General features: G+C 57.8%; 20 protein-coding genes. 16 read left to right on the top strand and 4 right to left on the bottom strand.

Annotated features, from left to right (window positions below; all coding sequences use genetic code 11):
- Positions 1 to 3: 3 nt before the first annotated feature.
- On the bottom strand, positions 4 to 966 hold the full coding sequence (locus tag BM035_RS16545; RefSeq protein WP_008173123.1) for an AAA family ATPase: 963 nt from the start codon (positions 964 to 966) through the stop codon (positions 4 to 6).
- Between the two features lie 163 nt (positions 967 to 1,129).
- On the opposite strand from BM035_RS16545, the gene BM035_RS16540 reads away from it, so the two are divergent.
- The 5 genes from BM035_RS16540 to BM035_RS16525 all read left to right on the top strand — a co-directional run bounded on the left by BM035_RS16540 (position 1,130) and on the right by BM035_RS16525 (position 9,544).
- Positions 1,130 to 6,016, top strand: a complete 4,887-nt coding sequence (locus tag BM035_RS16540; protein ID WP_053112434.1) for an NAD-glutamate dehydrogenase — start codon at positions 1,130 to 1,132, stop codon at positions 6,014 to 6,016.
- Positions 6,017 to 6,081: 65 nt separating this feature from the next.
- The gene (can, locus tag BM035_RS16535) at positions 6,082 to 6,765 is read left to right on the top strand and encodes a carbonate dehydratase (RefSeq protein ID WP_008173125.1); all 684 of its coding nucleotides are present in this window, start codon (positions 6,082 to 6,084) and stop codon (positions 6,763 to 6,765) included.
- 120 nt (positions 6,766 to 6,885) lie between these two features.
- Positions 6,886 to 7,059 carry a hypothetical protein gene (locus tag BM035_RS22655; protein WP_008173126.1) on the top strand — a complete coding sequence of 58 codons (174 nt, stop codon included), beginning with the start codon at positions 6,886 to 6,888 and terminating at the stop codon, positions 7,057 to 7,059.
- 124 nt (positions 7,060 to 7,183) lie between these two features.
- Positions 7,184 to 8,230, top strand: coding sequence for a class I SAM-dependent methyltransferase (locus BM035_RS16530; RefSeq protein WP_008173127.1), 1,047 nt, complete (start codon positions 7,184 to 7,186; stop codon positions 8,228 to 8,230).
- Between the two features lie 165 nt (positions 8,231 to 8,395).
- Entirely contained in the window at positions 8,396 to 9,544 is a 1,149-nt protein-coding gene (locus tag BM035_RS16525) for a class I SAM-dependent methyltransferase (protein ID WP_053115434.1), read from the top strand.
- Positions 9,545 to 9,557: 13 nt separating this feature from the next.
- Here the strand turns inward: BM035_RS16525 and BM035_RS16520 are convergent, their stop codons facing one another.
- Positions 9,558 to 10,178, bottom strand: coding sequence for a riboflavin synthase (locus BM035_RS16520; RefSeq protein WP_053112432.1), 621 nt, complete (start codon positions 10,176 to 10,178; stop codon positions 9,558 to 9,560).
- Between the two features lie 174 nt (positions 10,179 to 10,352).
- Between BM035_RS16520 and BM035_RS16515 the strand changes: the two genes are divergently transcribed.
- The 5 genes from BM035_RS16515 to BM035_RS16495 are packed head-to-tail and all read left to right on the top strand — an operon-like array spanning position 10,353 to position 14,576.
- Positions 10,353 to 11,255, top strand: coding sequence for a hypothetical protein (locus BM035_RS16515; RefSeq protein WP_053112430.1), 903 nt, complete (start codon positions 10,353 to 10,355; stop codon positions 11,253 to 11,255).
- A 60-nt stretch (positions 11,256 to 11,315) separates the two neighbouring features.
- The gene (locus BM035_RS16510; RefSeq protein WP_008173132.1) at positions 11,316 to 11,993 is read left to right on the top strand and encodes a TetR/AcrR family transcriptional regulator; all 678 of its coding nucleotides are present in this window, start codon (positions 11,316 to 11,318) and stop codon (positions 11,991 to 11,993) included.
- A gap of 55 nt (positions 11,994 to 12,048) precedes the next feature.
- Positions 12,049 to 12,543: a L,D-transpeptidase gene (locus BM035_RS16505; protein ID WP_053112429.1), complete on the top strand. Its 495-nt coding sequence runs from the start codon at positions 12,049 to 12,051 to the stop codon at positions 12,541 to 12,543.
- 24 nt (positions 12,544 to 12,567) lie between these two features.
- On the top strand, positions 12,568 to 13,791 hold the full coding sequence (locus tag BM035_RS16500) for a mechanosensitive ion channel family protein (protein ID WP_053112428.1): 1,224 nt from the start codon (positions 12,568 to 12,570) through the stop codon (positions 13,789 to 13,791).
- On the top strand, positions 13,788 to 14,576 hold the full coding sequence (locus BM035_RS16495) for an S-methyl-5'-thioinosine phosphorylase (RefSeq protein WP_053112427.1): 789 nt from the start codon (positions 13,788 to 13,790) through the stop codon (positions 14,574 to 14,576). The genes BM035_RS16500 and BM035_RS16495 overlap by 4 nt, the downstream gene beginning before the upstream one ends.
- Here the strand turns inward: BM035_RS16495 and BM035_RS16490 are convergent.
- Positions 14,551 to 15,378: a CsiV family protein gene (locus BM035_RS16490; RefSeq protein WP_008175078.1), complete on the bottom strand. Its 828-nt coding sequence runs from the start codon at positions 15,376 to 15,378 to the stop codon at positions 14,551 to 14,553. The genes BM035_RS16495 and BM035_RS16490 overlap by 26 nt on opposite strands.
- Before the next feature lie 29 nt (positions 15,379 to 15,407).
- On the bottom strand, positions 15,408 to 18,941 hold the full coding sequence (gene mfd / locus BM035_RS16485; protein WP_053112425.1) for a transcription-repair coupling factor: 3,534 nt from the start codon (positions 18,939 to 18,941) through the stop codon (positions 15,408 to 15,410).
- A 235-nt stretch (positions 18,942 to 19,176) separates the two neighbouring features.
- Here mfd and BM035_RS16480 point away from each other — a divergent pair, with 235 nt between their 5' ends.
- From BM035_RS16480 to nqrE, 6 genes are all read left to right on the top strand, one after another.
- A complete protein-coding gene (locus BM035_RS16480; protein WP_413540232.1) occupies positions 19,177 to 20,631 on the top strand; it encodes a glyceraldehyde-3-phosphate dehydrogenase in 1,455 nt (484 codons plus the stop codon).
- Positions 20,632 to 20,900: 269 nt separating this feature from the next.
- Entirely contained in the window at positions 20,901 to 22,247 is a 1,347-nt protein-coding gene (locus BM035_RS16475) for a Na(+)-translocating NADH-quinone reductase subunit A (RefSeq protein WP_008175071.1), read from the top strand.
- Positions 22,248 to 22,251: 4 nt separating this feature from the next.
- A complete protein-coding gene (locus tag BM035_RS16470; protein ID WP_008175069.1) occupies positions 22,252 to 23,460 on the top strand; it encodes an NADH:ubiquinone reductase (Na(+)-transporting) subunit B in 1,209 nt (402 codons plus the stop codon).
- The gene (locus tag BM035_RS16465) at positions 23,453 to 24,256 is read left to right on the top strand and encodes a Na(+)-translocating NADH-quinone reductase subunit C (RefSeq protein ID WP_053112423.1); all 804 of its coding nucleotides are present in this window, start codon (positions 23,453 to 23,455) and stop codon (positions 24,254 to 24,256) included. The genes BM035_RS16470 and BM035_RS16465 overlap by 8 nt, the downstream gene beginning before the upstream one ends.
- Before the next feature lie 2 nt (positions 24,257 to 24,258).
- Positions 24,259 to 24,924 carry an NADH:ubiquinone reductase (Na(+)-transporting) subunit D gene (locus tag BM035_RS16460; RefSeq protein WP_008175066.1) on the top strand — a complete coding sequence of 222 codons (666 nt, stop codon included), beginning with the start codon at positions 24,259 to 24,261 and terminating at the stop codon, positions 24,922 to 24,924.
- Complete coding sequence (gene nqrE, locus BM035_RS16455; protein WP_008175064.1) at positions 24,924 to 25,532, top strand: NADH:ubiquinone reductase (Na(+)-transporting) subunit E; 609 nt, start codon at positions 24,924 to 24,926, stop codon at positions 25,530 to 25,532. Before BM035_RS16460 ends, nqrE begins: the two co-directional genes overlap by 1 nt.
- The last annotated feature ends 36 nt before the right edge of the window (positions 25,533 to 25,568 follow it).

Here is a 25,568-nt window from a genome sequence, read left to right as displayed (position 1 = left end):
GCTTCAGGCGCTCACCGGAACACGTTCGATCAGCCGTTCGATAACCGTGTCAGCGGTCATGCCTTCGGCCTCTGCTTCGAACGTGAGGAGGATGCGGTGTCGTAGCACATCGAAGGCCATGGCTCGGACATCGTCGGGTGTTACGTAATCCCGGCCGTCTAGCCAGGCCAACGCCCGGGCGCAGCGGTCCAGGGCGATGGTGCCACGGGGGCTGGCGCCGAAGGCTGTCCACCGGGCCAGTTCCGGGTCCAGTGCCGCCGGGTCGCGGGTTGCCAGCACCAGGGCCAACAAATATTGCTCTACGGGTTCCGCCATGTAGATGTTCGCGACTTCCGCGCGGGCATCAAACACCTGGTCTGGCGTCAGGCGAAGGTCCGTTTTCGGAAGGCCGTGACGATAATCGTTACGGGCCAGTTGCAGGATGGCCTTCTCCGCTTCCGCCGACGGGTAGTGGATAACCACGTGCATCAGAAAGCGGTCCAGCTGGGCTTCGGGCAGCGGGTAGGTACCTTCCTGCTCAATGGGATTCTGGGTGGCCATCACCAGGAACAGCCGGTCCAGCGGAAACGTGCGCATCCCGACGCTGATCTGGCGTTCACCCATGGCCTCGAGAAGGGCAGACTGCACCTTGGCAGGCGCACGGTTGATTTCATCCGCAAGCACCAGGTTGTGGAAGATGGGGCCGCGCTGGAATTCGAACTGCCCGGTTTCCGGGCGGTAGATTTCACTGCCCATAACGTCTGAGGGCAGCAGGTCTGGCGTAAACTGGATTCTGTGAAAGTCGCCTTCCAGATGGTCGGCAAGCGCCTTGATCGCCGTGGTTTTTGCCAGCCCCGGGGCGCCTTCTACAAGCAGGTGGCCGTCGGCAAGAAGCGCGATCAGCAGACGATCCACCAGTTTTTCCTGCCCGATTATCCGTTTGGCTAACTGTTCCCGTAACTCACCGAACGTATGCTGTAGCGACATTGGAAATGACTGCTCTCTGTATCTGAGGATTTTCCGGAGAAACCCGTATCGTGCGTAGGTAGTTGCCGAAGTTTTGGCGTCTGGCCGGCAAAAATCAAGGGTTTGACTATGCTTATGTGACGATACGCCGATTACGTTTATTTCACACTAACTGAGGTCGACCATGAATGCGCTGACAGTGGCCAGCAAGGATCAATTCTTTGAACAGTTGGCTGACGCTTTCGCTAAGAAGATTTCCAAAACCGAAGCCAAGAAAATCAGCGAATTTGCCAAGCAGCATTATGCTCATATTCCCCTTGAAGAGTTGGTCAGTCGACGATTTGCGGATACCTACGGCGCCGTTCTGGCCGCCTGGCAGTTTCTGCAGAAGCGGTCTGCCGAGGAAACTCCGGTTGCTGTTTTCAACCCCGACCTGGAGAGTGACGGTTGGCAATCGACCCACACCGTTGTTTTTATCCTGCATCCGAACATTCCGTTTCTGATCGATTCCCTGCGCATTGCGATCAACCACCGGGAGATCGGTACCCATTCTATCCAGCACTCGATCCTGCAGGTGAACCGCGACCAGAATGGCAAACTCGAGAAGCTGCACACGTCTAAAAAGAAAGCCTCCGGTTCGGACTACGAGGCGTTCATTGTCCTCGAGATTGATCGGCACAGTAATCCCGAGGATCTCCGTGATCTGGAAGATACCCTGCAGAACGTGCTTCATGAGGTGCGGATCGCTGTCAGCGACTTCCCGGTAGTTACCGAGAAAGTGAACGAGATTCTCGGTGAGCTGGACAACACCACGGCGGGCATTAACGAGGAGCAGAAAGAAGAGGCCAGGGCGTTTCTGGAATGGCTCGCCCGGGACCATTTTACGTTCCTTGGCTACGATGAGTACGACTTTGCCAAGGACAAGAGTGGCATGGTGGTGCGTCGGGTAGAGAATTCCGAACTGGGTATCCTCCGGGTCAATAACGAGCGCCCGGACCGGGTTCGCCTGAACGAACTGCCGCAGCGCACGCGCCACGAGATGACCCGAAGCGATGATATTTTCATCTTCGCCAAATCGGCCCAGCGCTCGCGGGTGCATCGGCCCGCCTACCCGGACTACATCGCAGTCAAGAAATTCAACAGCAAAGGCGAGGTAGTCGGTGAGCGGCGGTTCCTGGGCCTTTACACCGCCCGCGTCTATAACGAGCGGCCGGACGAGATTCCCCTGCTGCGCCGTAAATTCCAGAGCGTGATGAAACGGTCCGGTTTTCTGCGTGACGACTACGCCGGTAAAGAACTCGAACAGATCCTGACAGTGTATCCCCGGGACGAACTGTTCCAGATCGAGCAGGATGAACTGCTCAAGGTGGCCAAAAGTATCCTGTACATCCAGGAGCGTCGCCGGATCGAATTGTTCCTGCGGGAAGACGTTTATGGGCAGTTCGTTACCTGTCTGGCGTTCTTTCCGAGGGACATCTACAACACCGAACTACGGCTGAAAGTCGAGCAGGTGCTGGTTGACCGGTTGGGAGCGGAAGACGTCGAGTTTGTCACCCACTTTTCCGAGTCGGTCCTTGCGCGGGTCCAGTTCACCATCCGGGTACCCCAGGTCGAGAACCGCCAACTGCCCACGGCGGAGATCCGGGAAAAGGTTATCGAGCTTGCCCAGTCCTGGCGTGATGGGTTGTCTGAAGCCCTGAGTGAGGCCTGGGGCGAAGAGCAGGGCAATGAGCTCTATCGCTTGTGGGCGGGCGGTTTTCCGGCCAGCTACACCGATATGTTCTCGCCCAGGCGAGCGGCGATCGACCTGGAGCATATCGCTTCATCGGCGAACAATCATGACCTTGCCATGAGCTTCTACCGGGCTCTGGAAGAAGACGAGAGCACGCTGCATTTCAAGCTTTTCTACCCGGACGAACCGTTGCCGCTTTCCGATGTGATGCCGATCTTCGACAACCTCGGCTTCCGGGTTATCGGCGAACACCCCTTCGAGGTCACCGACCGGCACAACAAAACGGTGTGGATTCACGACTTCACGCTCCAGGCTCACCAGGGAACTGTTGTCGATATTCATCGTATCCGTCCGATCTTTGAGGAGCTGTTCCGCCGGGTGTGGTACGGAGAAGCGGAAAACGACGCCTTCAACCGGATGCTGCTCTCTTCCTACATGAGCTGGCGGGAAATCGCGCTGCTGCGGACCTACGCCCGGTATATGCGCCAGATACGCTTTTCCAACAGTCAGACCTTTATCTCCAACACGCTGGTGAACCACGTTGAGCTGACCCGCCTGCTGCTGGAATTTTTCGAAATACGTTTCAATCCGGAGCGTTACCAGAGCCCCGGGAAGAGCCAGGCGGCCCAGCAGAAACTGGAAATCGAATTCAATGCCGGCCTCGAAAATGTGGAGAACCTCAGTGAAGACCGGGTGCTTCGGCTCTACCTGGAATTGATCCAGGCGACACTGCGTACCAACTACTACCAGCATGGCGAGTCCGGTGGTCCCAAGCCCTACATCAGCGTGAAATTTGATCCATCCCGGATTCCGGACATGCCATTGCCCATGCCGATGTTCGAGATTTTCGTGTACTCGCCGCGCGTCGAAGGCGTACACCTGCGGGGTGGCAAGGTCGCCCGCGGCGGCTTGCGCTGGTCAGACCGGTTTGAGGATTACCGCACCGAGATTCTTGGGCTGGTCAAGGCTCAGCAGGTCAAGAATGCGGTTATCGTGCCGGTTGGCGCCAAAGGTGGCTTTGTGGCCAAGCGCCTGCCGGATCCGTCGGACAGGGAGGCTTTCCAGGCCGAGGGCATCGAAGCCTATAAGACATTTATCCGGGGGTTGCTGGATATCACCGACAATCTGGTGGATGCCGGCATTGCGCCGCCGGAACGGGTGATCCGTCATGACGACGACGACCATTACCTGGTTGTGGCGGCTGACAAGGGTACGGCAACCTTCTCGGACATCGCCAATGGTCTGGCCTCGGAATACGGTTTCTGGATGGGCGATGCCTTCGCCTCCGGCGGAAGCAATGGTTACGACCACAAGAAAATGGGCATCACGGCCCGGGGTGCCTGGGTCTCTGTAGAGCGGCATTTCCGGGAAATGGGCATCAACCCCGGGCTGGACGAGTTCACCGCCATCGGCATTGGCGACATGGGTGGTGATGTCTTCGGCAATGGCATGTTGTGCTCAGAGAAGACCAAGCTGGTCGCTGCTTTCAACCACGTGCATATCTTTGTCGACCCTTCACCGGATCCGGAGAAGAGCTACAAGGAACGGATGCGTCTGTTCGGACTTCCGCGATCCGCCTGGACCGATTACGACAGCAAGCTGATTTCCAAGGGAGGCGGGGTTTTCAGCCGGAATTCAAAATCTATCCCGGTCAGCCCGGAAATGAAGAAACTGCTGGGTATCAAATCGGATCGGGTGCCACCAAACATGCTGATCTCGCACATCCTCAAGGCCCAGGTCGACCTGCTCTGGGTCGGTGGCATTGGCACCTATGTGAAGGCCGCCAGTGAATCCCACAGTGATGTGGGCGACAAGGCCAACGACGGTCTGCGGATCAACGGTTCGGATCTTCGCTGCAAGGTGGTCGGTGAGGGCGGCAACCTTGGGCTTACCCAGCTCGGTCGCATTGAATTTGCGCTCAAGGGCGGACGCCTGAACACGGACTTTATCGACAACTCCGGCGGTGTGGATTGTTCTGACCACGAGGTCAACATGAAGATCCTGCTCAACCGGGCCGTTGCCATGGGTGATCTCACTAACAAGCAGCGCAACATCATGCTTGAGGAGATGACCGATGACGTCGCGGAGTTGGTGCTCAAGAACAACTACCGGCAGACCCAGGCCATCAGTATTGCCAGCGAGGATGCAGCGACCCGGCTGGAAGAGTATCGCCGGCTGATGAATACCTTTGAGAGCGAGGGCAAGCTCAACCGTGCCCTGGAGTTCCTGCCCGATGACGAGACCCTGTCCGAGCGCAAGCTGGACAAGAAAGGGCTGACCCGGCCGGAACTGTCGGTTCTCATTTCCTATGTGAAGGGCGACCTGAAGCAGACCTTGATCGACAGCACCCTGCCTGACGATCCCCTGCTGGCCGGTGAAATGTACAAGGTGTTTCCCAGGGATCTGACCCAGAAATTCTCGAAGGAGCTGGGAGAGCATCAGCTGCGGCGTGAAATCATCGCGACACAGATTGCCAATGACATGGTCAACCACATGGGGATTACCTTTGTGGAGCGTTTGAACCAGTCTACTGGGGCCGATGCCGCCTCTATTGCTCTGGCCTGGATTATCGCCCGTGACGTGTTCCGCATTGATAACTGGTGGGACAGGATTGAAGCTCTGGATTTCCATGTCTCAGCCCAGCTACAGATGGAGCTGATGCAGGACCTGATGCGCCTGATGCGCCGTTCGGTGCGCTGGCTGTTACGCAACCGTCGGGCGGAGCTGAGCATTCAGCACCACATGGAGCGCTTTGCCGACAGCGTCTGGGCGATTACAGCGGGGCTGCCCGAGTATCTTGGTGATCAGGCGAAAACCACCTGGGAGAAACGGCATCAGGCTCTGGTGGATGCCGGGCTGCCATCAGAGCTGGCGTCCGTGGTTTCGGGTACCGGCCACCTGTACTCGTCTCTGGGTATCATCGAGGCCCACGAAGCCTCTGGCATGCCACTGAAGACGGTGGCCAATCTCTACTATGAGCTGGGTGACCGCCTGGATCTGAACTGGTTCGCGAGCGCCATTGCATCGCTGCAGCCCGGCTCACACTGGCAGGCCCTGGCCCGGGAAAGTTTCCGGGAAGATCTCGACTGGCAGCAGCGGGCGCTAACCACCGGTGTCTTGAAGCTGGCAGACAAGCCGGAAGACGTGCCGGCCTGCGTGGAGGCGTGGCTGTCCCGCCATCAGCAGATGATCGACCGCTGGAAATCCATGCTTTCCGAGCTCAAGGGTGTGCGGGAGCCGGAGTACGCCATGTTCTCTGTGGCCCTGCGTGAGTTGCTGGATCTGGCCCAGAGCACCATGCATCAGCCTCATGCGGAGGTGGAAGTGCAGACCAACTGAGTATTGCTTTGGGATGCGTATTCCCGTTCAATCGCCGGACGGGAATCATCAAACGGAGTGGGATAATGGGTCAGCTTGACCATCTTCTGGAAAAAAACCGGGCCTGGGCAGACGGTATCAAGGCCCAGGATCCGCAGTTTTTTACCCGCCTGTCGAATCAGCAGGCACCGGAATACCTGTGGATTGGTTGCGCAGACAGCCGCGTGCCCGCCAACCAGATCGTCGATCTTCTGCCGGGGGAGCTTTTTGTTCACCGGAACGTGGCCAACGTGGTTGTCCACACGGATTTTAACTGTCTGTCGGTACTGCAGTTCGCCATCGAAGTATTGAAGGTCAAACATGTCCTGGTGGTTGGCCACTATGGCTGTGGCGGCGTCAGGGCGGCATTGCTCAATGAAGGATTTGGACTGATCAGCAACTGGCTTCGACACGTTCAGGATGTCCGTGACCGGCATCAGCAAGTACTCGATGCCCTGCCGGGCGTTCAGGATCGGGTCGACCGTCTGTGCGAACTCAACGTGGTTGAGCAGGTGGGGCATGTTTGCCAGAACAGCATTGTTCAGGAAGCCTGGCGGCGGGGTCAGCCGCTCACGGTTCATGGCTTTGTCTACGATGTCTCGGATGGGGTTCTGCGGGATATGGGGTTGTCGGTAGCCTGCGAGGAAGATCGTGAGCGGGTACGGCAGAACAGCATCGATGAGCTGGTTCAGAGGCCGGTACGCTCTGGACGCCAGAAAATCATGCAGTGAAGAATGTAAAATTGCGTCAAAAATTCGTGAAGGGCGTCACTTCCTGACCCTCGGCGTCATCACAGTTGGTCACCTCCTGCTTTGCTAGAGTAGATACTGCAGTAAGCGAGGAGTGTGACCATGAAAGAATTGATGCAAAAAGCCCTGACAGTTCTGAACCAGAGGAAAGATGCCACGGCCAGCGCGGAGTCACGGGGTCGGGGGCGGAAATCGTCTGATGCCGGTCAGGCTGAGGACTGGGGTATGTCACCGGAGGACGCCCTGAGGGTTGGAACGGTTGCCCGTTACAAGTGATTGAAGATTTGATGGTATTTCCTCTCTGAAGGCCCTCCGGTCTCCGTCTTTCAAGGGAGACGCGAGGGCTCATTCCGGTTAGCATATCCCGTCTTTGAACTACCCACTCGGGATAAGCCCATCAATGTCATTGCCCAATTCCCATGAAGTCCTGTTGCGAAACCGCCACCTTGTGCAGGGGAGGCTGGCCCTTTTGGGCGTATCCGCTGGTGAGCTGCTGACGGATTTGCCCGCTGGCGGTATGGCAATGAGTGAGCATGCCGGTGTGTGTGCCTCACTCAGCGGGCGCGACGGCTGGCAGATCTGTTTTGGCTACGACGATCCTGCTCTGGCTGCCGATACCTTTGACACACTCGTGGTTTTTCTTCCCAAGGCCCGGGCGGAGCTTGACCTGCGTCTTGCCCTGGCACGCTGGCTGGCAGCACCCCGCGCTCGACTGGTGCTGGTAGGTGAGAAGAAAGAAGGCATTGCCGGGGCCGTGAAACAACTCAAGGCCGTGGCGCCGCAGGCTACCAAGACCGATAGCGCCCGGCATTGCCAGGTCTGGTGTGCTGAGAATATCGAACCTCTTCCAGAATTCTCGCTTCGGGAGTGGATGACCTGGACCGGGATTGACTGCCAGTCGGTTCACCTGGATGTTGCCGGACTGCCCGGTATTTTCAGTCTTGGTGAGCTGGACGACGGTACCCGCTTGCTGATGGAAACGCTGGACAGGGCGCCTCTGCGGTCTGGCCCGGTTCTGGATTTTGCCTGTGGTGCGGGTGTCCTCGGTGCCTGGCTCCATCGCTGGCAAGAGCGGCAGGACCTTCCCCGGCTGACGATCGACGGGATTGATGTTCAGTCCCAGGCCGTTATCTGTGCAAGGGCCACCTATGAGCGCAATGGCGTTTCCGGGCGGATCATGGCTTCGGACGGCCTTCCGGGCATCGAGGGTTCATGGCCCGTTATTCTCAGTAATCCACCCTTTCACTCTGGTGTCAGAACAGACCTGTCGATGACTGAGCGTTTTCTTCGGGAGGTAGTGCGCCATCTGGCGCCGGGTGGTGAGGTGCGCCTGGTGGCGAACAGTTTTCTGCCCTACGAGCCATTGATGAAGCGCTGTATCGGCCCGGTTGAACGATTGCGGGAGAATCAGCGTTTTACCGTTTATCGCGCTTTTCGACGTTCCTGAACGAAAAAAGCCCCTGGGGTGAGGGGCAAGAGGTTCGCGTCCAGAACAACGGAGCCAACCGGAAAAGGGATGTTCAGCGTGAACACCTTCCACGTTAGGGTTAATTTCTAGAATAAACAGCCTAGAATGGCGCTTTTGTGACAAAAGGCCTCCAGCATGCCCGAAATGACAACCGCCCAACTTGATTTCTCCGGAGGCTCACTGATTCTTGCCCGGCCAGGCACAGGTGATCCGACGCTGAGGGCATGGGATGCGGCGGACGAGCTTCTGCTTGAGGAAGCCATTTGCGCGGCGGCAGCCCTGGGTGAGCCCCGTGTTCTGGTGGTGGATGATCAGTTCGGGGCTCTTTCACTGGGGCTGGCAGCGCTCTCTCCGACCGTGGTGGCCGACAGTGCTGTGTTGCCCGCTGCCCTGGCACATAATGCTTCTTTGAATCCGGAAGTCACGCCACCTGAATCTGTTTTCAGCTGGATTAATGCGCCCGAGGGCCCGTTTGACCTGGTGGTATTGAGAATACCCCGCCAGGCCGACTATCTGGCCTGGTTGCTGCGCTGGCTCAATCGCGTGATGGCGGATTCCGGCGTGTTGCTGGCAGGCGGCATGATCAAGCATCTACCGGCAAGAAGCGTTGATGTGTTCGCCGAAGCTGTACGGACAGAGCAGGTGCTGCCGGCGCGAAAGAAAGCGCGGGTGATTCGATGTAACAGGGGCGCTGCGACTCTCGCGGATTGGTCAGCGACCTGGAAAGGTTACCGATTGGGCGACCGAAAAGGTGATGTGGGCATAGAGGCATTGCCGGCGGTGTTTGCCCGGGAAAAGCTGGATATCGGCACCCGCCTGATGTTGCCACATGTGGTCAACGAGGTGTCGACGGCCAGGGCTGGCGATTCGGTGCTTGATCTGGCCTGCGGTAACGGCGTATTGGGCCTGGCGGCGCTGTCGGAGCGACGGGATCTGCAGTTGGTTTTCAGCGATGTTTCAAGCCAGGCCGTGCTCAGTGCCCGTCGTAATGTTGAAAAAGCCTTTCCGGATGCCAAAGCCGCTTTCTCCCATCGCGATGGTATTGAGTCCGATCCGGGAGCCTTTGATCTGATACTACTGAACCCGCCGTTCCACGAGGGTGGTGTGGTCGGTGATCACATCGCACTTCGGTTATTCGAGCAGGCGTCGCAACACCTGAGGCCGGGCGGTCGCCTGCTCCTGGTAGGAAATCGACACCTCGGCTATCACCGAAGCCTGCGCCGGTACTTTTCGTCAGTGCAGCAGCTGGACGCCAGCCCCAAGTTCGTGGTGTTTCGGGCTGGCAACCGCTGAATAACCTGTCAGATTACAATGTTGGCGCCGGGCGGTCATACCCGAGCCGGGCCAGGGTATCCACGATGGTCTGGGTCTGGCTGTCTATTTCAATATTCACCCGCTGGCCCTCTTCACAGGACCCAAAGGTTGTGGCCCGCAGCGTCTCCGGGATCAGATGGATGTTGAACCGGTTGCCCCGTACCTCGCCAATAGTCAGGCTGGCGCCATTGATGGCGATGTAGCCTTTGGGGAAGATGTAGCGGGCCCATTCCTCGGGCACCTCAAACCATAGCGTGACGTTGTTTTCCGTACGCCGTATTTCGACAATGTTGGCCGCCGTATGTATATGGCCAGAAAGCAGGTGGCCACCAATTTCATCCCCAATGCGGGCGGCGCGCTCGAAATTCACCTGGTCCCCGGTAGTCAGCTCACCCAGCGTGGTAAGTCTCAGGGTTTCCTGCATGGCATCGAAATAGAGCACGCTGTCTTCCTGGCGTGTGACGGTCAGGCAGGTTCCGTTGATTGCCACCGAGGCGCCGATGGAAACGCCATCTGCCTTTTCTGCGGGGAGGCGAATGGCAAAAGTGCTGAGCCCGGGCTCTGCGGTGACGTTTTCAATGGTTGCAATGCCCTGGACAATGCCTGTGAACATAAGCCTGACCTCATTCAATGTGGTATGGGGCGCCTTTCCGGCAGGTGCGCCAAGGATAGCGAGCGGGCTGACTGATGCCAAGGCCCGACTGATGTCGGTATACCGGGGTAAACATTCAAGTATCCTGCATCATGGTCGATACCCTTCATAACCCCTGAATGCGGACAATCTGCCATGGCTGAAAATCAGAGTAAGGCCGCCACCCGGGCAAACAGTCCGGCGCAGGCCCCCGTGCTGCGCCCTGGTCGGGCGGCCGATCCTGTGCCCGCACCCGTGGAGGCGGGAAGCCAGCCTTCTGAGCCGGCTGCAGGTGCGGATGCCGCAAAAGGCGCGGAAACGCTGCCCGTTGATCAGGCGCCGGATACCGCAACCGGGTCCGAAGAAGCCTCGGGCGGTGATCAGCATCGGGACGCTGGTAGCAGCAAGCCCGAGAGGATTCTGGCGGAATCCCGGCAACGCAAACTCCGGTTGATGCTTCGTCAATGCGACCGGGTGCTGCTGATGGACTTTGAGCTGCTGGCGATGAACGGTTGGCCGGACAACTTTACGATGGCCGAGGCGCGTCGGGGCCGAGACCTCTGGTTATTCAGTGCCTTGATTGCGGCAGCCATCTTTCTGAGTGGGCTGACCGGGTTTGTGCCAGCCTGGATTGCAGGCGGCGGTTTCGGTGCGTTTGTGATCATCCTGCTGCTCGGGATTCCGGCGGTGCGCCGAATCTACACAACAAAACCTTCCTATCTTGATCTGCTTATGACCCGGCAGCGGATGCTCCGCGAGGCAAGGCAGCACGTTGCCCACCTGGAGGGCTCTGATGGCCTTATCTGGCAATGTGCCAGGATGTCGGATTTTAACCCTGCGCTGAAGAACACGCGTTTTGGCCACCTGTTGCGACTGTCGGAGAACCGGGTCCTGGCACGCCAGTTGACTCGCCGGGAGCACGTGCGCCTTTACCTGATTTACCTGCTGGAGGCAGAGAAGGCGTACAGCCGCGTTCAGAAAGCCTTTTTCGAGGGTAATCAGGAAGCGATTGATCAGGGGTGGGAAGAAGTCGCCGCAGAGCCTGAGCCGAGAACTTGACACAGATGCGCTTCAAACGTATGTTTCAAACAGACGTTTGCTAGAGGCATTGATAACAAAATGGCGCAGTCTGATACCGTTGACCGGATTCTCGATGCAGCCGAAGAGCTGTTCGCCGACCGGGGTTTTTCGGAAACCTCGCTCCGAATGATTACCAGTAAGGCTAAAGTAAATCTGGCCGCTGTCAATTACCACTTTGGTTCAAAGAACGCACTGATTCATGCGGTGTTTGCGCGCTTTCTGACACCGTTTTCCGCCACACTGGAAAACGCGTTCGATGAGCTGGAAGAGCGGTGCAGCGGTAAGCCTCCAACCTTGAATCAGACGCTCTGGGCGCTTACCGAGAGTGCGGTGCGTATGCCCCAGCGTAACGAAAAGGGTATCTCGATCTTCATGCGCCTGCTTGGGCTTGCCTATACCCAGTCACAGGGCCATCTGCGCAAGTTCCTTGAGCAAGAGTACAGCGAGCCCTTCAGCCGGTTCATGCGCCTGCTCAAGGAAGCAACGCCTCAGCTTTCCTCGGTGGATCGCTACTGGCGTATCCAGTTCATGCTGGGGGCAACGGCGTTTACCATGTCCAGCAGCGATGCGCTTCGCGATATTCTTCAGAACAAGTTGGGCGTGGAAACCACCGTCCAGGAAATTGCTGCCCGCCTGGTGCCTTTCCTGGCAGCCGGCATGCAGGCCGAAGACGCCATGCTGATCCCGCCAGCTGGCAGCAAGGTCTCGGTTGCCTGAATTCCTCTCTCTCGGTTAGGCTTCCCTCTTAACCTCCAAGGGAGCCTGGCCGGTTTTGACGCACCCCGCATCTGTTCGAATCGATATTGACCTGACCCTTCAGCGCCTGCAGCTGAAAAGCGAAGGCGGAGAGATTGTTGCCACCTATCCGGTTTCCACCGGCCTGAACGGGCCGGGAGAGAGCGATGGCAGTGGCTGCACTCCGCGTGGTGAGCACTATGTCCGGGCCAGTATTGGCGCCGGTCTTCCTGTTGGGGCAGTATTCCGTGCCCGGCGCCCCACCGGCGAAACCTACAGCGTGGATCTCGCCCGGCTTCATCCCGAACGCGACTGGATACTGAGCCGGATTCTCTGGCTATGCGGTCGCGAGTGGGGCAAAAACAGGGGCCCGGGTGTCGATACTTTCCGCCGCTTCATATACATTCACGGCACACCGGACAGCGAGCCCATGGGCGTGCCGTTGTCCCATGGCTGCGTGCGGATGCGCAACGCAGACATTATTGATCTGTTTGATCGCGTCAGGCCGGGAACGGCCGTTTCTATTCGATAAAACTGTCTAGACCAGAGGAATCCGATGATCGGGGATGTTATGGCCATGGTGAATGGCTGGATCGAGAATTTCGGGCTGCTGTCTGAAGCCTGGCGTGTCGGAATTGTTGTCTTTGCGCTGGTTTTTGGAACGGCCACGGTCGCCTACATTGCCAGCCATATAATTGCGGCTCTTGAGCGCAAATTCAGCCAGACCAAAAACCTGTTCGACGATGCCTTGCTGCATGCGGCTCGCAAGCCGGTGGTCGCCTTTGTCTGGCTGCAGGGGGTCTATTGGGCTGCCGAAGTGGCTCACAAATACTCGGAAGCGGAGATCTTCAAGGCCAATGAGTCGGTGCTGCAGATTGGTTTCATCTTCGTACTGGTCTGGGCGATTCTGCGATTGATCAAAGAAGCGGAGGGGATTCTCGTATCTCCTCTGAAAATGAAACAGCCCATGGACTACACCACCGTCAACGCGGTGAGCAAACTGTCCCGGGCCGTTGTCCTCATTACGGCCGTGCTCATTGCCATGCAGTCCATGGGCTACAGCATTTCGGGGGTACTGGCCTTCGGCGGCGTGGGCGGTATTGCGGTTGGTTTTGCCGCCAAGGACCTGCTGGCGAACTTTTTCGGCGGTTTTATCATCCACCTGGATCGACCCTTCAAGGTCGGGGACTGGGTGCGATCGCCCGATCGGAACATCGAGGGTACGGTTGAGCATATCGGCTGGCGTCTGACGACCATCCGTACCTTCGATAAGCGTCCTCTTTACGTGCCGAATGCGGCGTTTACCACCATTGCGGTAGAAAACCCCTCGCGCATGAGCAATCGTCGGATCTACGAGACCATTGGCATCCGCTATGCGGATGTCGCACAGATGGCAACGATCGTTGACGATATCAGAGCCATGCTTCAGCAGCATGAGGATATCGAGAGCGATGAGACCCTGATTGTGAATTTCCTGGCCTTCAATGCCTCGTCACTGGACATCATGGTGTATTGCTTTACCAAGACAACCCAGTGGATTCCATTCCACGAAGTGAAACAGGATGTGCTGCTGAAGATCAGCGATATTATTGAAGGCTACGGAGCTGAGGTCGCCTTCCCGACCCGGACTCTGCACTTGCCCGAAGGGGTTCGGCTGTCCGGATCGCAATCGGACGACTCGGAAGATAAGCGTGGGGAAGCCTCCTCCGGGAAAAGTGCGCAGAAATCGCAGAATCGCCAGACCACCGGAGATGTAGAAGATTCAGGAGAGTCAGAATGACGTCACCGGAGAAAATGCACCCTGTCGGGATTATCGGGGGTACAGGCCTGACCACATTGTCTGGCCTGGAAATCACCGGCGAGAATAAAGCCGGAACGCCCTGGGGCATGCCTTCAGCGCCCTTGGTAGAGGGGCGCTTGGGTGATCAGCCGGTGATGTTCCTGTCGCGCCATGGTAACCCACACCGTATTCCACCCCATCAGGTGAATTACCGGGCGAACCTCAAGGCCCTTTACGATGCCGGTGTGCGAACGGTCGTTGGTGTCAACGCCGTGGGCGGTATTCATGCAGATATGGGACCTGCCCATGTGGTTATTCCCGACCAGATTGTTGACTACACATGGGGGCGTGCCAGCACCTTTTTCGGGGGCAGTCTGGACTCGGTGACCCACATTGATTTCACCTGGCCCTACGACGAGAGCGCGCGGCAGATCCTGATTGATGCCGCCGGAGCAGAAAACGTCCCGTTTTCCGGTTTCGGAGTGTATGGCGCAACCCAGGGCCCGAGGCTGGAAACCGCGGCTGAAATCATCCGGATGGAGCGGGACGGCTGCGACCTGGTAGGAATGACCGGTATGCCGGAAGCCGCGCTGGCGGCGGAACTTGGAATGCGTTACGTCTGTCTGGGTTTGGTGGTGAACTGGGCGGCTGGAAAATCCGACCATATCATCACCATGGAAGAAATTGAGGCGGCCATCGAGCAGGGAATGTCCGGGGTCAAGCGGATCCTCGAAGTCTCGATGGCTGGCCTTGGGGTGCTTACTCCGTTGCCTCAATCTTCTTGAAAAACACCAGCACGCCGATCGTGGGGGAATCGAGGAAGTGGATTTCCTCACTGCGCATCCGGCGGGTTTCCCGAATCCAGGTCAACAATTCCAGGGGCGCGGGTTCAGCCAGAACAGGTAGTTGCTGACCGGCTGTTTCTCCGGTTGCTGCTGACATTGGGGCGGAGTCACTTGCTCCGGATGCGTCCGGAGCGGGGGGTGTTTCTTCAGAGAGCTCGGTCGCAGCCTCTACAGGCGGCTCCGATGTCTCTTCTGCCAGTTGCCAGTGGTTCAGATGCACATTGACGTGCAAATAGCGTTGCCGGTCGATGGTGATGTGTCCCTCAACCTCCCGGGTGCGAGCCTCATTCAGCCAGTCACCTGCTTCAACCCGCAAGGGTGTCCCCTCGTAATCTGGTGGAAACGCCTCGTACCAACCGGCAGCCACAAGCACACGGTAACGGCCACTGCGTTCGAGTCTGGCGGCGGCACTGGCAAGATGGAGATCCTTTCGGGGCGCCAATTCCAGTGTGGTTTCCGTGGTGCCATTCTCCAACGATGACCAGAGAACCTCTTCGGTCTCAAGGGGCGGCTCTACCGAGCGATCAGACATCCGTTCGTTCACAGCTTCCGGCTCTACGATCCGCTCAAGAATGACAAACTCCGCCCGGTAGTAGTCATCCGGAACCGGCGTGCCGGGCTCAAGAGGCAAGGTTGCCCTGTCAAGCTGCTGTGCGGCGCCTGTTAGAGAAAAGCTCAGAAGCAGAGCTGCCAGGATGGCCCGGGTCGGGTATCGGCACCAGCGAATTCCATCAATTTGCAAGGGTCGTACTCCACTTGTTGGTCGGCCGTTCATGAGCCGGACGCGTCATTTTTTGCTGGCTCCAGCTCGCCAAGCATCCGGGAAATGCCGTCGAGTTTACCACCGGTTGTGGCATCCTTCAGCCGAAAACGGAAGCTGTTGGCGCCTTCGAGCCGGTACTGGTCAGGTGCGGATTGCACTTTTTTAACCAGAACCAGCGGATCCACCGGTGTCGAGCTGCCAAACTCGATCCGCGCCCACTCCTTGCCGGCATCGACTTTCACGATGCCCAGGGCTTCTGCACGCAATCGAAGCTCGGTCTGGCGGATCAGGTTTTTGGCCGGATCCGGTAATAATCCGAACCGATCGATCATTTCAACCTGAAGTTCTTTTAATGCTTCCGGGCTGTCCACGCTGGCAATCCGTTTGTAGAGCATCAGGCGGTTATGGACATCCGGCAGATAATCCTCGGGGATCAGAGCCGGGATTCTCAGGTTCATTTCGGTGCCGTGGCTAAGTGGCAGGTCGGCATTCGGGGTTCGGCCCTCGCGAATGGCCTTGACGGCCTCGTCCAGCAGCTGCATGTAAAGGGTGAAGCCGATGCTTTCGATCTGCCCGCTCTGTTCTTCCCCCAATAACTCCCCGGCACCGCGGATTTCCAGGTCGTGAGTGGCCAGCATGAAGCCGGCACCCAGGTCCTGCGCCTCCGAAATCGCATCCAGACGCTTTTTGGCGTCCGCCGTGATGGATTTCGGCGGTGGCGTGAGCAGGTAGGCATAGGCCTGGTGGTGCGAACGGCCGACCCGGCCCCGAAGCTGATGCAGTTGCGCCAGGCCGAACTTGTCTGCCCGCTCGATAATAATGGTGTTGGCGCTGGGAACGTCGATGCCGGTCTCAATGATGGTTGTGCACACCAGCACGTTGAAGCGTTTGTGGTAGAAGTCGGACATGATCTTTTCCAGATCACGCTCTCTCATCTGCCCGTGGGCGACGCCCACCCGCGCTTCCGGAATCAGCGAACGTAGATCCTCTGCCGTCTTCTCGATGGTGGCCACGTCGTTGTGGAGGAAGTAGACCTGACCGCCCCGGAGAATCTCCCGCAGTATGGCTTCCTTGACCATGGCGTTGTCTTTCTGGCGCACAAAAGTTCTCACCGAGAGCCGCCGGGCCGGAGGAGTGGCGATAATCGAGAGATCCCGCAGATGCCCCATGGCCATGTTCAGCGTCCGCGGAATCGGGGTGGCGGTCAGGTTGAGCATGTCCACTTCGGCCCGCAGTGCTTTCAGTCTTTCCTTCTGCTGAACGCCAAAGCGATGCTCTTCGTCGATGATAACCAGGCCAAGATTCTTGAATTTGATGTCGCCCTGTAGCAGTTTGTGGGTGCCGATGACGATGTCGGCCCGGCCGTTCTCCACCGCCTCCAACGCCTTGCTGGTCTGGCCAGCCGTGCGGAACCGGCTGAGCAGCTCGACCTGCACAGGGGTATCCGAGAAACGGTCCCGGAAGGATTCATAATGCTGCTGGGCGAGCAGGGTAGTGGGGACCAGAACCGCCACCTGCTTGCCCGACCAAGTAGCCAGGAACGCCGCGCGCATGGCAACCTCGGTTTTCCCGAAACCGACATCGCCACACACCAGGCGATCCATGGGCTGCTCGCTGGTCATGTCCTCGAACACCGACTGGATAGCAACCTGCTGGTCTGGTGTCTCCTCGAACGGAAAGCCGGCAGCAAAGGCACGATAGGCTTCCTTGGGATCCTCGAAGCTGAAGCCTTTGCGCGCCTCCCGGCGGGCGTACACATCCAGCAGCTCGGCGGCAGTGTCCCGGATCTTCTCAAGGGCTTTCTGTTTCGCTGTGCTCCAGCGGTCCGTCCCGAGTTTGTGCAGCGGCGCGTGTTCGGTGTCATTGCCGGCATAGCGGGAAATCAGGTGCAGGCTGGAGACCGGAACATACAGCTTTGAGCCCCCGGCGTACTCAAGCATCAGGAATTCGCTCGCTTCGCCCTCTACGGTGATGGTCTCCAGGCCCAGGTAACGGCCAACACCGTGGTCGATATGAACCACCGGCGCACCAATCCGCAATTCGGACAGATCCCGGAAGCCGGCATCGTCCGTTTCCGTAGGCTTCTCGCGGCGCCGCCGCTGTAGTACCCGCTCGCCGAACAGGGCGGTCTCGGTGATCAGGGCAACGGAATGCTCGGGCAGAACCAGGCCTTGCTCCATCGGGGCAATGGTGATGGCGACCGAGCTTTCCTTATCGTCGAGAAAAGCCTGCCAGCCGGACAGGGTTTTCAATTCAACACCCTGTTCGCCAAGATTCTCCATCAGCGCCTCGCGCCGACCGGACGATTCGGCGCATATCAGCACGTGGCCGTCGAACTCTCCCAGAAACCGCTTGAGGCGACCGGCAGGGTCTGCGGCCCGACCGTCCATGGCGATATCCGGCAAGGTTGTCGTGGGGCAGTTAACTGATCCCGCGGCATCCTTTGTCTCCGCGGAGACGGTTACCCTCGGGAAGGCCTTCAGTTGTCCGAACAGCTCTTCCTGCTGCAGGAAGAGGAGCTTGGGCGGCAGAATCGGCCGCAGGCGATCGTGACGACGATCTTCGTACCGGTTGCGGGTTTCACTGTCAAAGTGGCTGACCGCATCGTTCAGTCCGTCCGCAGTAAAAACGTGAGTGGCGCCTGGCAGATAGTCAAACAGGGTTGCCGTCTCGTCGAAGAACAGCGGCAGGTAGTACTCAATGCCCGGCGGGGTAATGCCGTGAGTCACGTCCTGGTAGATGGGGGTGTCTTTGTCGGCATCCGGGAACTGCTCGAACCAGCGGCTGCGGAATCCGGAGCGCGCCTCTTTGTGCCAGGGGAATTCAAAGGCGGGCAGCAGTTCGATGCGTTCGATCCGGTCGATTGAGCGCTGAGTCTCGGGGTCGAAAGTCCGGAGCGTTTCGATCTCATCATCGAATAGGTCAATCCGATAGGGCTGGCTGGCGCCCATGGGGAAAATGTCCAGTATGGCGCCCCGGACCGCGTATTCGCCGTGCTCGTAGACGTTCTCGGCATGCCGGTAGCCTGCCGCCTCAAGCTGCATTCGCCAGCTCTTGATATCCAGGGACTGTCCCACTTCCAGAAGCAGGGTGTTGCCCTGGAGGTAATTTACTGGCGGCAGCCTGTGCATCAGCGTGCGTGCAGGAACCACGAGAACCCCATGGCTGGTTGCGGGCAGGCGGTGCAGGGTCCGGATTCGCCGGGAAATAATGTCCTGGTGGGGCGAAAACAGATCGTAGGGCAGGGTTTCCCAGTCGGGCAGCGACAGCAGTTCCAGCCCGTCGTCGCTGACCGCCGGGCCGTCTTCTTCCGGGGGTAGCCCCAGGAAGAAGCGCATGGCCTGCTCAAGCCGGATGGCATCGGCGGTGCTGCGGGTAATGACCAGGGTCAGACCCTTGTGCGCGCGCGCACTTTCGCAGATGGCCAGCGCCTCACTGCTGCCGTGCAGTTGACCCCATGTTCGGTGATCGGCCGGCCGAGACGGAAATTCGGGGGCAATCAGGGGGAGGGGTGACGGGCGTGTGCTGGCACCTTGGCTCATGGGCGGTCAGGTTCTCCTGCTGTGGATGTCCGGGAGCGGTGAGGCGCGTATTCTAACGCTCGCGCCCCTCACTGTCATGGCGCCGGCGCCATGGTCGGCGTTTGCGTTATTAGCCGGCGCGACCTATACGAAGGTCATGGCCCGCCGTATTTGCGGTCGACCGGATTAAATTGGATAATGTGCGCCCCAATTTCCAAGTGCCAATTGCAGAGGTCCAAGCGTGAGTCACGAACAGATCAATCAGCACCTGTCCAACTGGACAGAAAGAGAATCCACCGCGGAAGCCATGATTCCGCTGATCGGCCGCCTCTACCGCAAAAACAATGTGGTTACTTCTGTATACGGCCGCGCCATCATCAACCAGTCGGTTATCGATATCATCCGTGCCCACCGATTTGTGCGCCAGGTTGAAGACAGCGAGCTTTCTGTTCACGACACCCTGCCGATCCTCCAGGCCATGGACAAACTTGAACTCGGTCGTGCCCACGTGGATATCGGCAAGCTGGCGGTCAAGTTCAAAGAGGAAGGCGGCGACCTGACCGAATTCCTGAAGCGTGAAATCGGCCCGGTTGTGGGGCAGTACGCTGCCCAGTCCGAGGAAGATGCCAACAATGACACCAAAGACGTCGTTCTGTACGGTTTTGGCCGGATTGGTCGTCTGCTGGCTCGTATCCTGATCGAGAAGGCCGGGGGTGGCAACAACCTGCGTCTGCGTGCGATTGTGGTTCGCCAGGGCGGTGCGGAAAATGATCTCGAGAAGCGCGCCAGTCTGCTTCGCCGTGATTCCGTGCACGGTCCGTTCGATGGCACCATTACCGTTGATGAGAAGGAATCCGCCCTGATTGCCAACGGCAACTATATCAAGGTTATCTACTCTGATGGGCCGGACAAGGTGGATTACACGGATTACGGCATCAACAACGCCATCGTGATCGACAACACCGGTAAGTGGCGTGATGAAGCCGGTCTTGGCCTGCACCTGAAATCAAAAGGCGTCAGCCGCGTTATCCTGACGGCGCCGGGTAAGGGCGATATCAAGAACATCGTTTATGGTATCAACAACGACTGGATTACTGACGAAGACAGGATCCTGTCAGCCGCCTCCTGTACCACCAATGCCATCACACCGGTATTGAAGGCGATTGAAGACGAATACGGCATCGAAGATGGTCACGTGGAGACGGTGCACTCCTACACCAACGACCAGAACCTGATCGATAACTACCACAAGGGCAGCCGCCGCGGGCGCAGCGCCGCCCTGAACATGGTAATTACCGAGACGGGGGCCGCCAAGGCTGTCTCCAAGGCGCTGCCGGTTCTGAAGGGCAAGCTGACCGGTAATGCGATCCGGGTGCCAACGCCGAACGTGTCCATGGCGATCCTGAATCTCAACCTCAAGAAAGACGTTGATGTGGAAGGTGTTAACGAATACCTGCGGGATATGGCGCTGCACTCGGAGCTGCAGAAGCAGATCGACTTCGTGAACTCTCCGGAAGTGGTTTCCACCGACTTTGTCGGTTCCCGCCATGCCGGCATCGTTGATGCCCAGGCAACCATCACCAGTGGCAAGCGTCTGATCCTGTATGTTTGGTACGACAACGAGTTCGGCTACAGCGCGCAGGTGATTCGTGTGGTCAACCAGATGGCCGGCGTAAATTACCCGATCTTCCCCAAACGTGCGAGAGACTGAGCGAATCGCGCCGATCTGGTGAAGTAATGGTGTTCAGAACCCCGATAGCGATTGCTGTCGGGGTTTTTTGTTTTTACGGTCAGCTAAACGACTGGTTTGGCTGTCGACGCACAACCGGTTCCGGTTTCTGGTGGAAATAGGATTCCTTAATCTCTATAATTGGCGCGATTTTGGGTACGTCTGGCACTCCGTTTCTCATGGTTTTTCTGGGCCGCAGGTGTCGGGCGTTACGAATCCATTGAAAAGTTTCTGATGATTGGATGAGGCTAATGATCAAGATCAAAAAAGGCCTGGATCTTCCCATCAGCGGCGCTCCCGAACAGACCATTACAGACGGCAAACCCGTTCGCCACGTTGCGTTGATCGGTTTTGACTATATCGGCATGAAGCCGACGATGGCTGTGAAAGAGGGGGACCGTGTCAAGCGCGGTACGCTGCTGTTCACGGACAAGAAGACCGAGGGCGTTCGTTATACTTCACCCGCCGCGGGCGTTGTGAAAGAGATCAACCGTGGTGAGCGTCGGGTATTCCAGTCGATCGTTATCGAAGTCGATGGCGATGAGGCTGAGACCTTTGCGCGCTACAGCGAAGCGGATCTTGCCGGCCTGGAACGCCAGCAGGTAGTCGATAATCTGGTGGAATCCGGGCTCTGGACTGCATTCAAGACGCGTCCGTACAGCAAGGTTCCGGAGATTGATTCCGCTCCCCACTCAATTTTCGTGTCGGTCATGGATACCAACCCGCTGGCAGCGGACCCGACGGTCATCATTGGCGAAAACAGCCAGGCGTTCGAGAAAGGCCTTGAGATCCTTACCAAACTGACCACCGGCAAGGTGTTTGTCACTGGCAAGCCAGGATCCAACGTCGCTGTTCCCAGGTCCGACGCCGTTGAGGTGCACCAGTTCGATGGCAAGCATCCGGCCGGCAACGTGGGAACCCATATCCATCACCTGGATCCGGTTTCTGGCAGCAAGACGGTCTGGAGTATCAATTATCAGGACGTTATCGACATTGCCAAGCTGTTTGAATCCGGTGAAGTCCCTGTTGAGCGTGTCGTGGCGATCGGTGGCCCCAAGGCCCTGAAACCCCGTCTCGTGCGTACTCGTCTGGGTGCCAGTCTTGAGGAGCTTCTCGACGGTGAAGTTGCCACAGATTGCGAGATCCGGGCGATTTCCGGCTCCGTGTTCGGCGGTCGCCGTGGCGATGGTCCCTGCGCCTATCTTGGCCGGTTTGCCAATCAGGTGTCCGTGCTTGAGGAAGGTAACAAGCGCGAGTTCATGGGCTGGCTGTCGCCGGGTGCGAACAAGTTCTCCGTCATGAATATTTACCTGTCCAAGCTGGTCGGTGGCAAACGGTTCGATATGACCACCACCACCAATGGCAGCGAGCGGGCGATGGTGCCGGTGGGTGTTTACGAAAAGATCATGCCGCTGGACATTCTGCCCACGCAGTTGCTGCGTTCCCTGATTGTCGGCGACACAGAGATGGCACAGAAGCTTGGCGCACTGGAGTTGGATGAAGAAGATCTGGCGCTGTGCACCTTTGTGTGCCCCGGCAAATATGAATATGGTCCGATTCTCCGCGAGAACCTGACCCGAATCGAGATCGAGGGCTAATACGATGGCTATCAGACAGTTTCTCGATGGAATCGAGCATCACTTTGAAAAGGGTGGCAAGTACGAGCGCTGGTATGCGCTTTACGAGGCGGTGGATACTATTTTCTACTCGCCGGCGAGTGTCACCTCCACCACCGCCCATGTGCGTGACGGGATTGACCTCAAGCGCATCATGATCACGGTTTGGTTGTGCACCTTCCCGGCAATGTTCTTCGGAATGTGGAACATCGGCTACCAGGCCAACAGTTTCCTGGCGTCCAACCCGGATGCCATGATTGCTGACGGCGGCCTGCGGACTGCCTTTATCCAGGCACTTGCCATCACCGGTTCCGGTGCGGGCGTATGGGACAACTTCGTTTACGGCATGGCGTACTTCGTGCCCATTTACTTCGTGACCTTCGTGGTCGGTGGTTTCTGGGAAGTGCTGTTTGCCACCGTGCGCCGTCACGAAGTGAACGAGGGTTTCTTTGTCACATCGGTCCTGTTTGCACTGATCTGCCCGCCCACCATTCCTCTCTGGCAGGTGGCCCTGGGCATCACCTTCGGCGTCGTGATCGGCAAGGAAGTGTTCGGCGGTACCGGCAAGAACTTCCTGAACCCGGCCCTGACCGGTCGTGCCTTCCTGTACTTCGCCTATCCGGCGCAGATTTCCGGCGACACCGTCTGGACTGCGGTTGACGGCTTCAGTGGCGCCACGGCGCTGAGCTGGGCCGCCAGTGGTGGTCTGGAAGCTCTGGAAGCTCAAATTGGCTGGATGAGCGCCTTCATGGGCACCATTCAGGGCTCGATGGGTGAGACCTCGACACTGGCCATTCTGATTGGTGGCCTGATCCTGTTGGGGATGAAGATTGCCTCCTATCGCATCGTCGGAGGTGTGTTGATCGGTATGATCGGCATGTCGCTGCTGCTAAACATCATAGGTTCCGAGACCAATCCGATGTTCGCGGTTCCGGCGCATTGGCATCTGGTCATGGGCGGGTTTGCCTTTGGCATGATGTTCATGGCGACGGATCCGGTGTCCGCCGCGATGACTGACACGGGTCGCTGGTGTTTCGGTATTCTGGTAGGCGTGATGACTGTGCTGATCCGCGTGATCAATCCGGCGTTCCCGGAAGGCATCATGCTTGCCATCCTGTTCGCAAACCTGTTCGCGCCATTGATGGACCATTACGTGGTTCAGGCCAACATCAAACGGAGGCTTGCTCGTGGCTAAAGCTAAAGAAACCGTCTCCCGCACGCTGATCGTTGCGCTGGTGCTGAGTATCGTGTTCTCTGTCGTGGTATCCACCGCGGCGGTCATGCTCAGACCTGCCCAGGTCAAGAATCAGCATCTTGATATGACAACGAACATTCTCTCTGCCGCAGGTATGCTGGATCAAGGCGATACTGCAGAGCAGATTTTGCAGAAATTCGAGAGTTTCGATGTTCGCCTGGTGGATTTGGATACTGGTAAATTTGTAAAGCCTTCCGCCGTTGGTGTTGCTGAGCCCATGAAATATGATATGTACAAGGCTGCCTCGGACCCTCAGTTGTCTACGGATATTCCTTCCTCGGAAGACAAGGCTGGCATCAAGCGCCGGCCGAATGTTGCCAGGGTGTATACGCTGAGCGAGAACGGAGAGCTAGTGCGTGTGGTACTGCCAATTCATGGTTATGGCCTCTGGTCTACATTGTATGGCTTCATTTCGCTGGAAGGTGATTTGAACACCATTGAAGGGCTTGGCTTTTACTCCCACGCCGAAACTCCGGGCCTCGGTGGGGAGGTAGACAATCCACGCTGGAAGTCGCAGTGGGTGGGGAAGAAAGTTTATGATGGTGATCGCACTGAACCGCAGATCAAACTGGTTAAAGGTGGCGTAAACGTTGATGCAAAAAAAAGGCAGCATAAAGTGGATGCTCTGTCCGGGGCAACGTTGACCAGTCGCGGCGTTGAGCAACTGGTTAACTACTGGATGGGCGACCGCGGATACGCGCCGTTCCTGCAAAAACTTCGTGAAGGGGAGGTCTGATCATGGCAGATGCATCAGCCAAACAGGTTCTCTTCGAACCGATCTTCAGCAATAACCCGATTGCCCTGCAGATCCTGGGCATCTGTTCAGCGCTGGCGGTTACCACCAGCATGAACGTTACACTTGTTATGTGCGCGGCGGTTATTGCCGTTACCGCATTTTCCAACCTGGCTGTGTCCCTGGTACGCACCCAGATTCCGGGCAGTATCCGGATCATCGTGCAGATGACCATTATCGCCTCCCTGGTAATCGTGGTTGACCAGGTGCTCAAGGCCTATGCCTACGAGATTTCCAAGCAGCTCTCAGTGTTCGTTGGTCTGATTATCACCAACTGCATCGTTATGGGCCGCGCGGAAGGCTTTGCCATGAAGAACGGCCCCTGGCTGAGCTTCCTGGACGGCGTTGGTAACGGTCTGGGCTACTCGGTACTCCTGATCTTCGTTGCCTTCTTCCGTGAATTGCTGGGCGCCGGCTCACTGTTCGGTGTCTCCCTGATGCCGGTGGTGAACGAAGGTGGCTGGTACATTCCTAACGGCTTGTTGCTGCTGCCGCCGAGTGCGTTCTTTATTATCGGCCTGGCGATCTGGGGTCTGCGGACCTGGAAGCCGGAGCAGGTTGAAGAGCCGGACTATAAAATGTCTCGCCATGTCGCCAAGGAGGCCTTCTGATGGAGCATTATATCAGCTTGATTCTGAAGGCTGTTTTTGTTGAAAACATGGCGCTGGCCTTCTTCCTGGGGATGTGTACCTTCCTGGCCATCTCCAAGAAGATCGAGGCCGCAACCGGTCTTGGCATTGCCGTGGTGGTCGTGCTGACGGTCACCGTTCCGGTGAACAACCTTCTGTACAACAGCGTTCTGCGCGAAGGCGCCCTGGATTGGGCTGGCCTGCCGAACGTAGACCTGAGCTTTCTCGGATTGCTGACGTATATCGGGGTAATCGCGGCGATTGTTCAGATCATGGAAATGGTACTGGACAAGTATATCCCGGCGCTCTATGCCGCTCTGGGTGTGTTCCTGCCACTGATTACAGTGAACTGCGCCATTCTGGGTGCCTCGCTGTTCATGGTTGAGCGTGACTACACCTTCGGCGAGAGTGTGGTTTACGGCTTTGGTGCCGGCCTCGGCTGGGCACTGGCAATCATTGCCCTGGCGGGTATCCGCGAGAAGCTGAAGTACAGTGACGTTCCGGAAGGCCTGCGTGGCCTGGGTATCACCTTCATTACTGTTGGTCTGATGTCCCTGGGCTTCATGTCCTTCTCCGGTATCTCACTGTAATTCACCCGGTGATTCGGTTTAACGAAAAGGCGAGAC

This window comes from Marinobacter sp. DSM 26671 (assembly GCF_900112835.1).
Classification (GTDB): domain Bacteria; phylum Pseudomonadota; class Gammaproteobacteria; order Pseudomonadales; family Oleiphilaceae; genus Marinobacter; species Marinobacter flavimaris.
The sequence above is the reverse complement of the archived record's forward strand: the minus strand, read 5'-3'. Positions and strand labels throughout refer to the sequence as shown.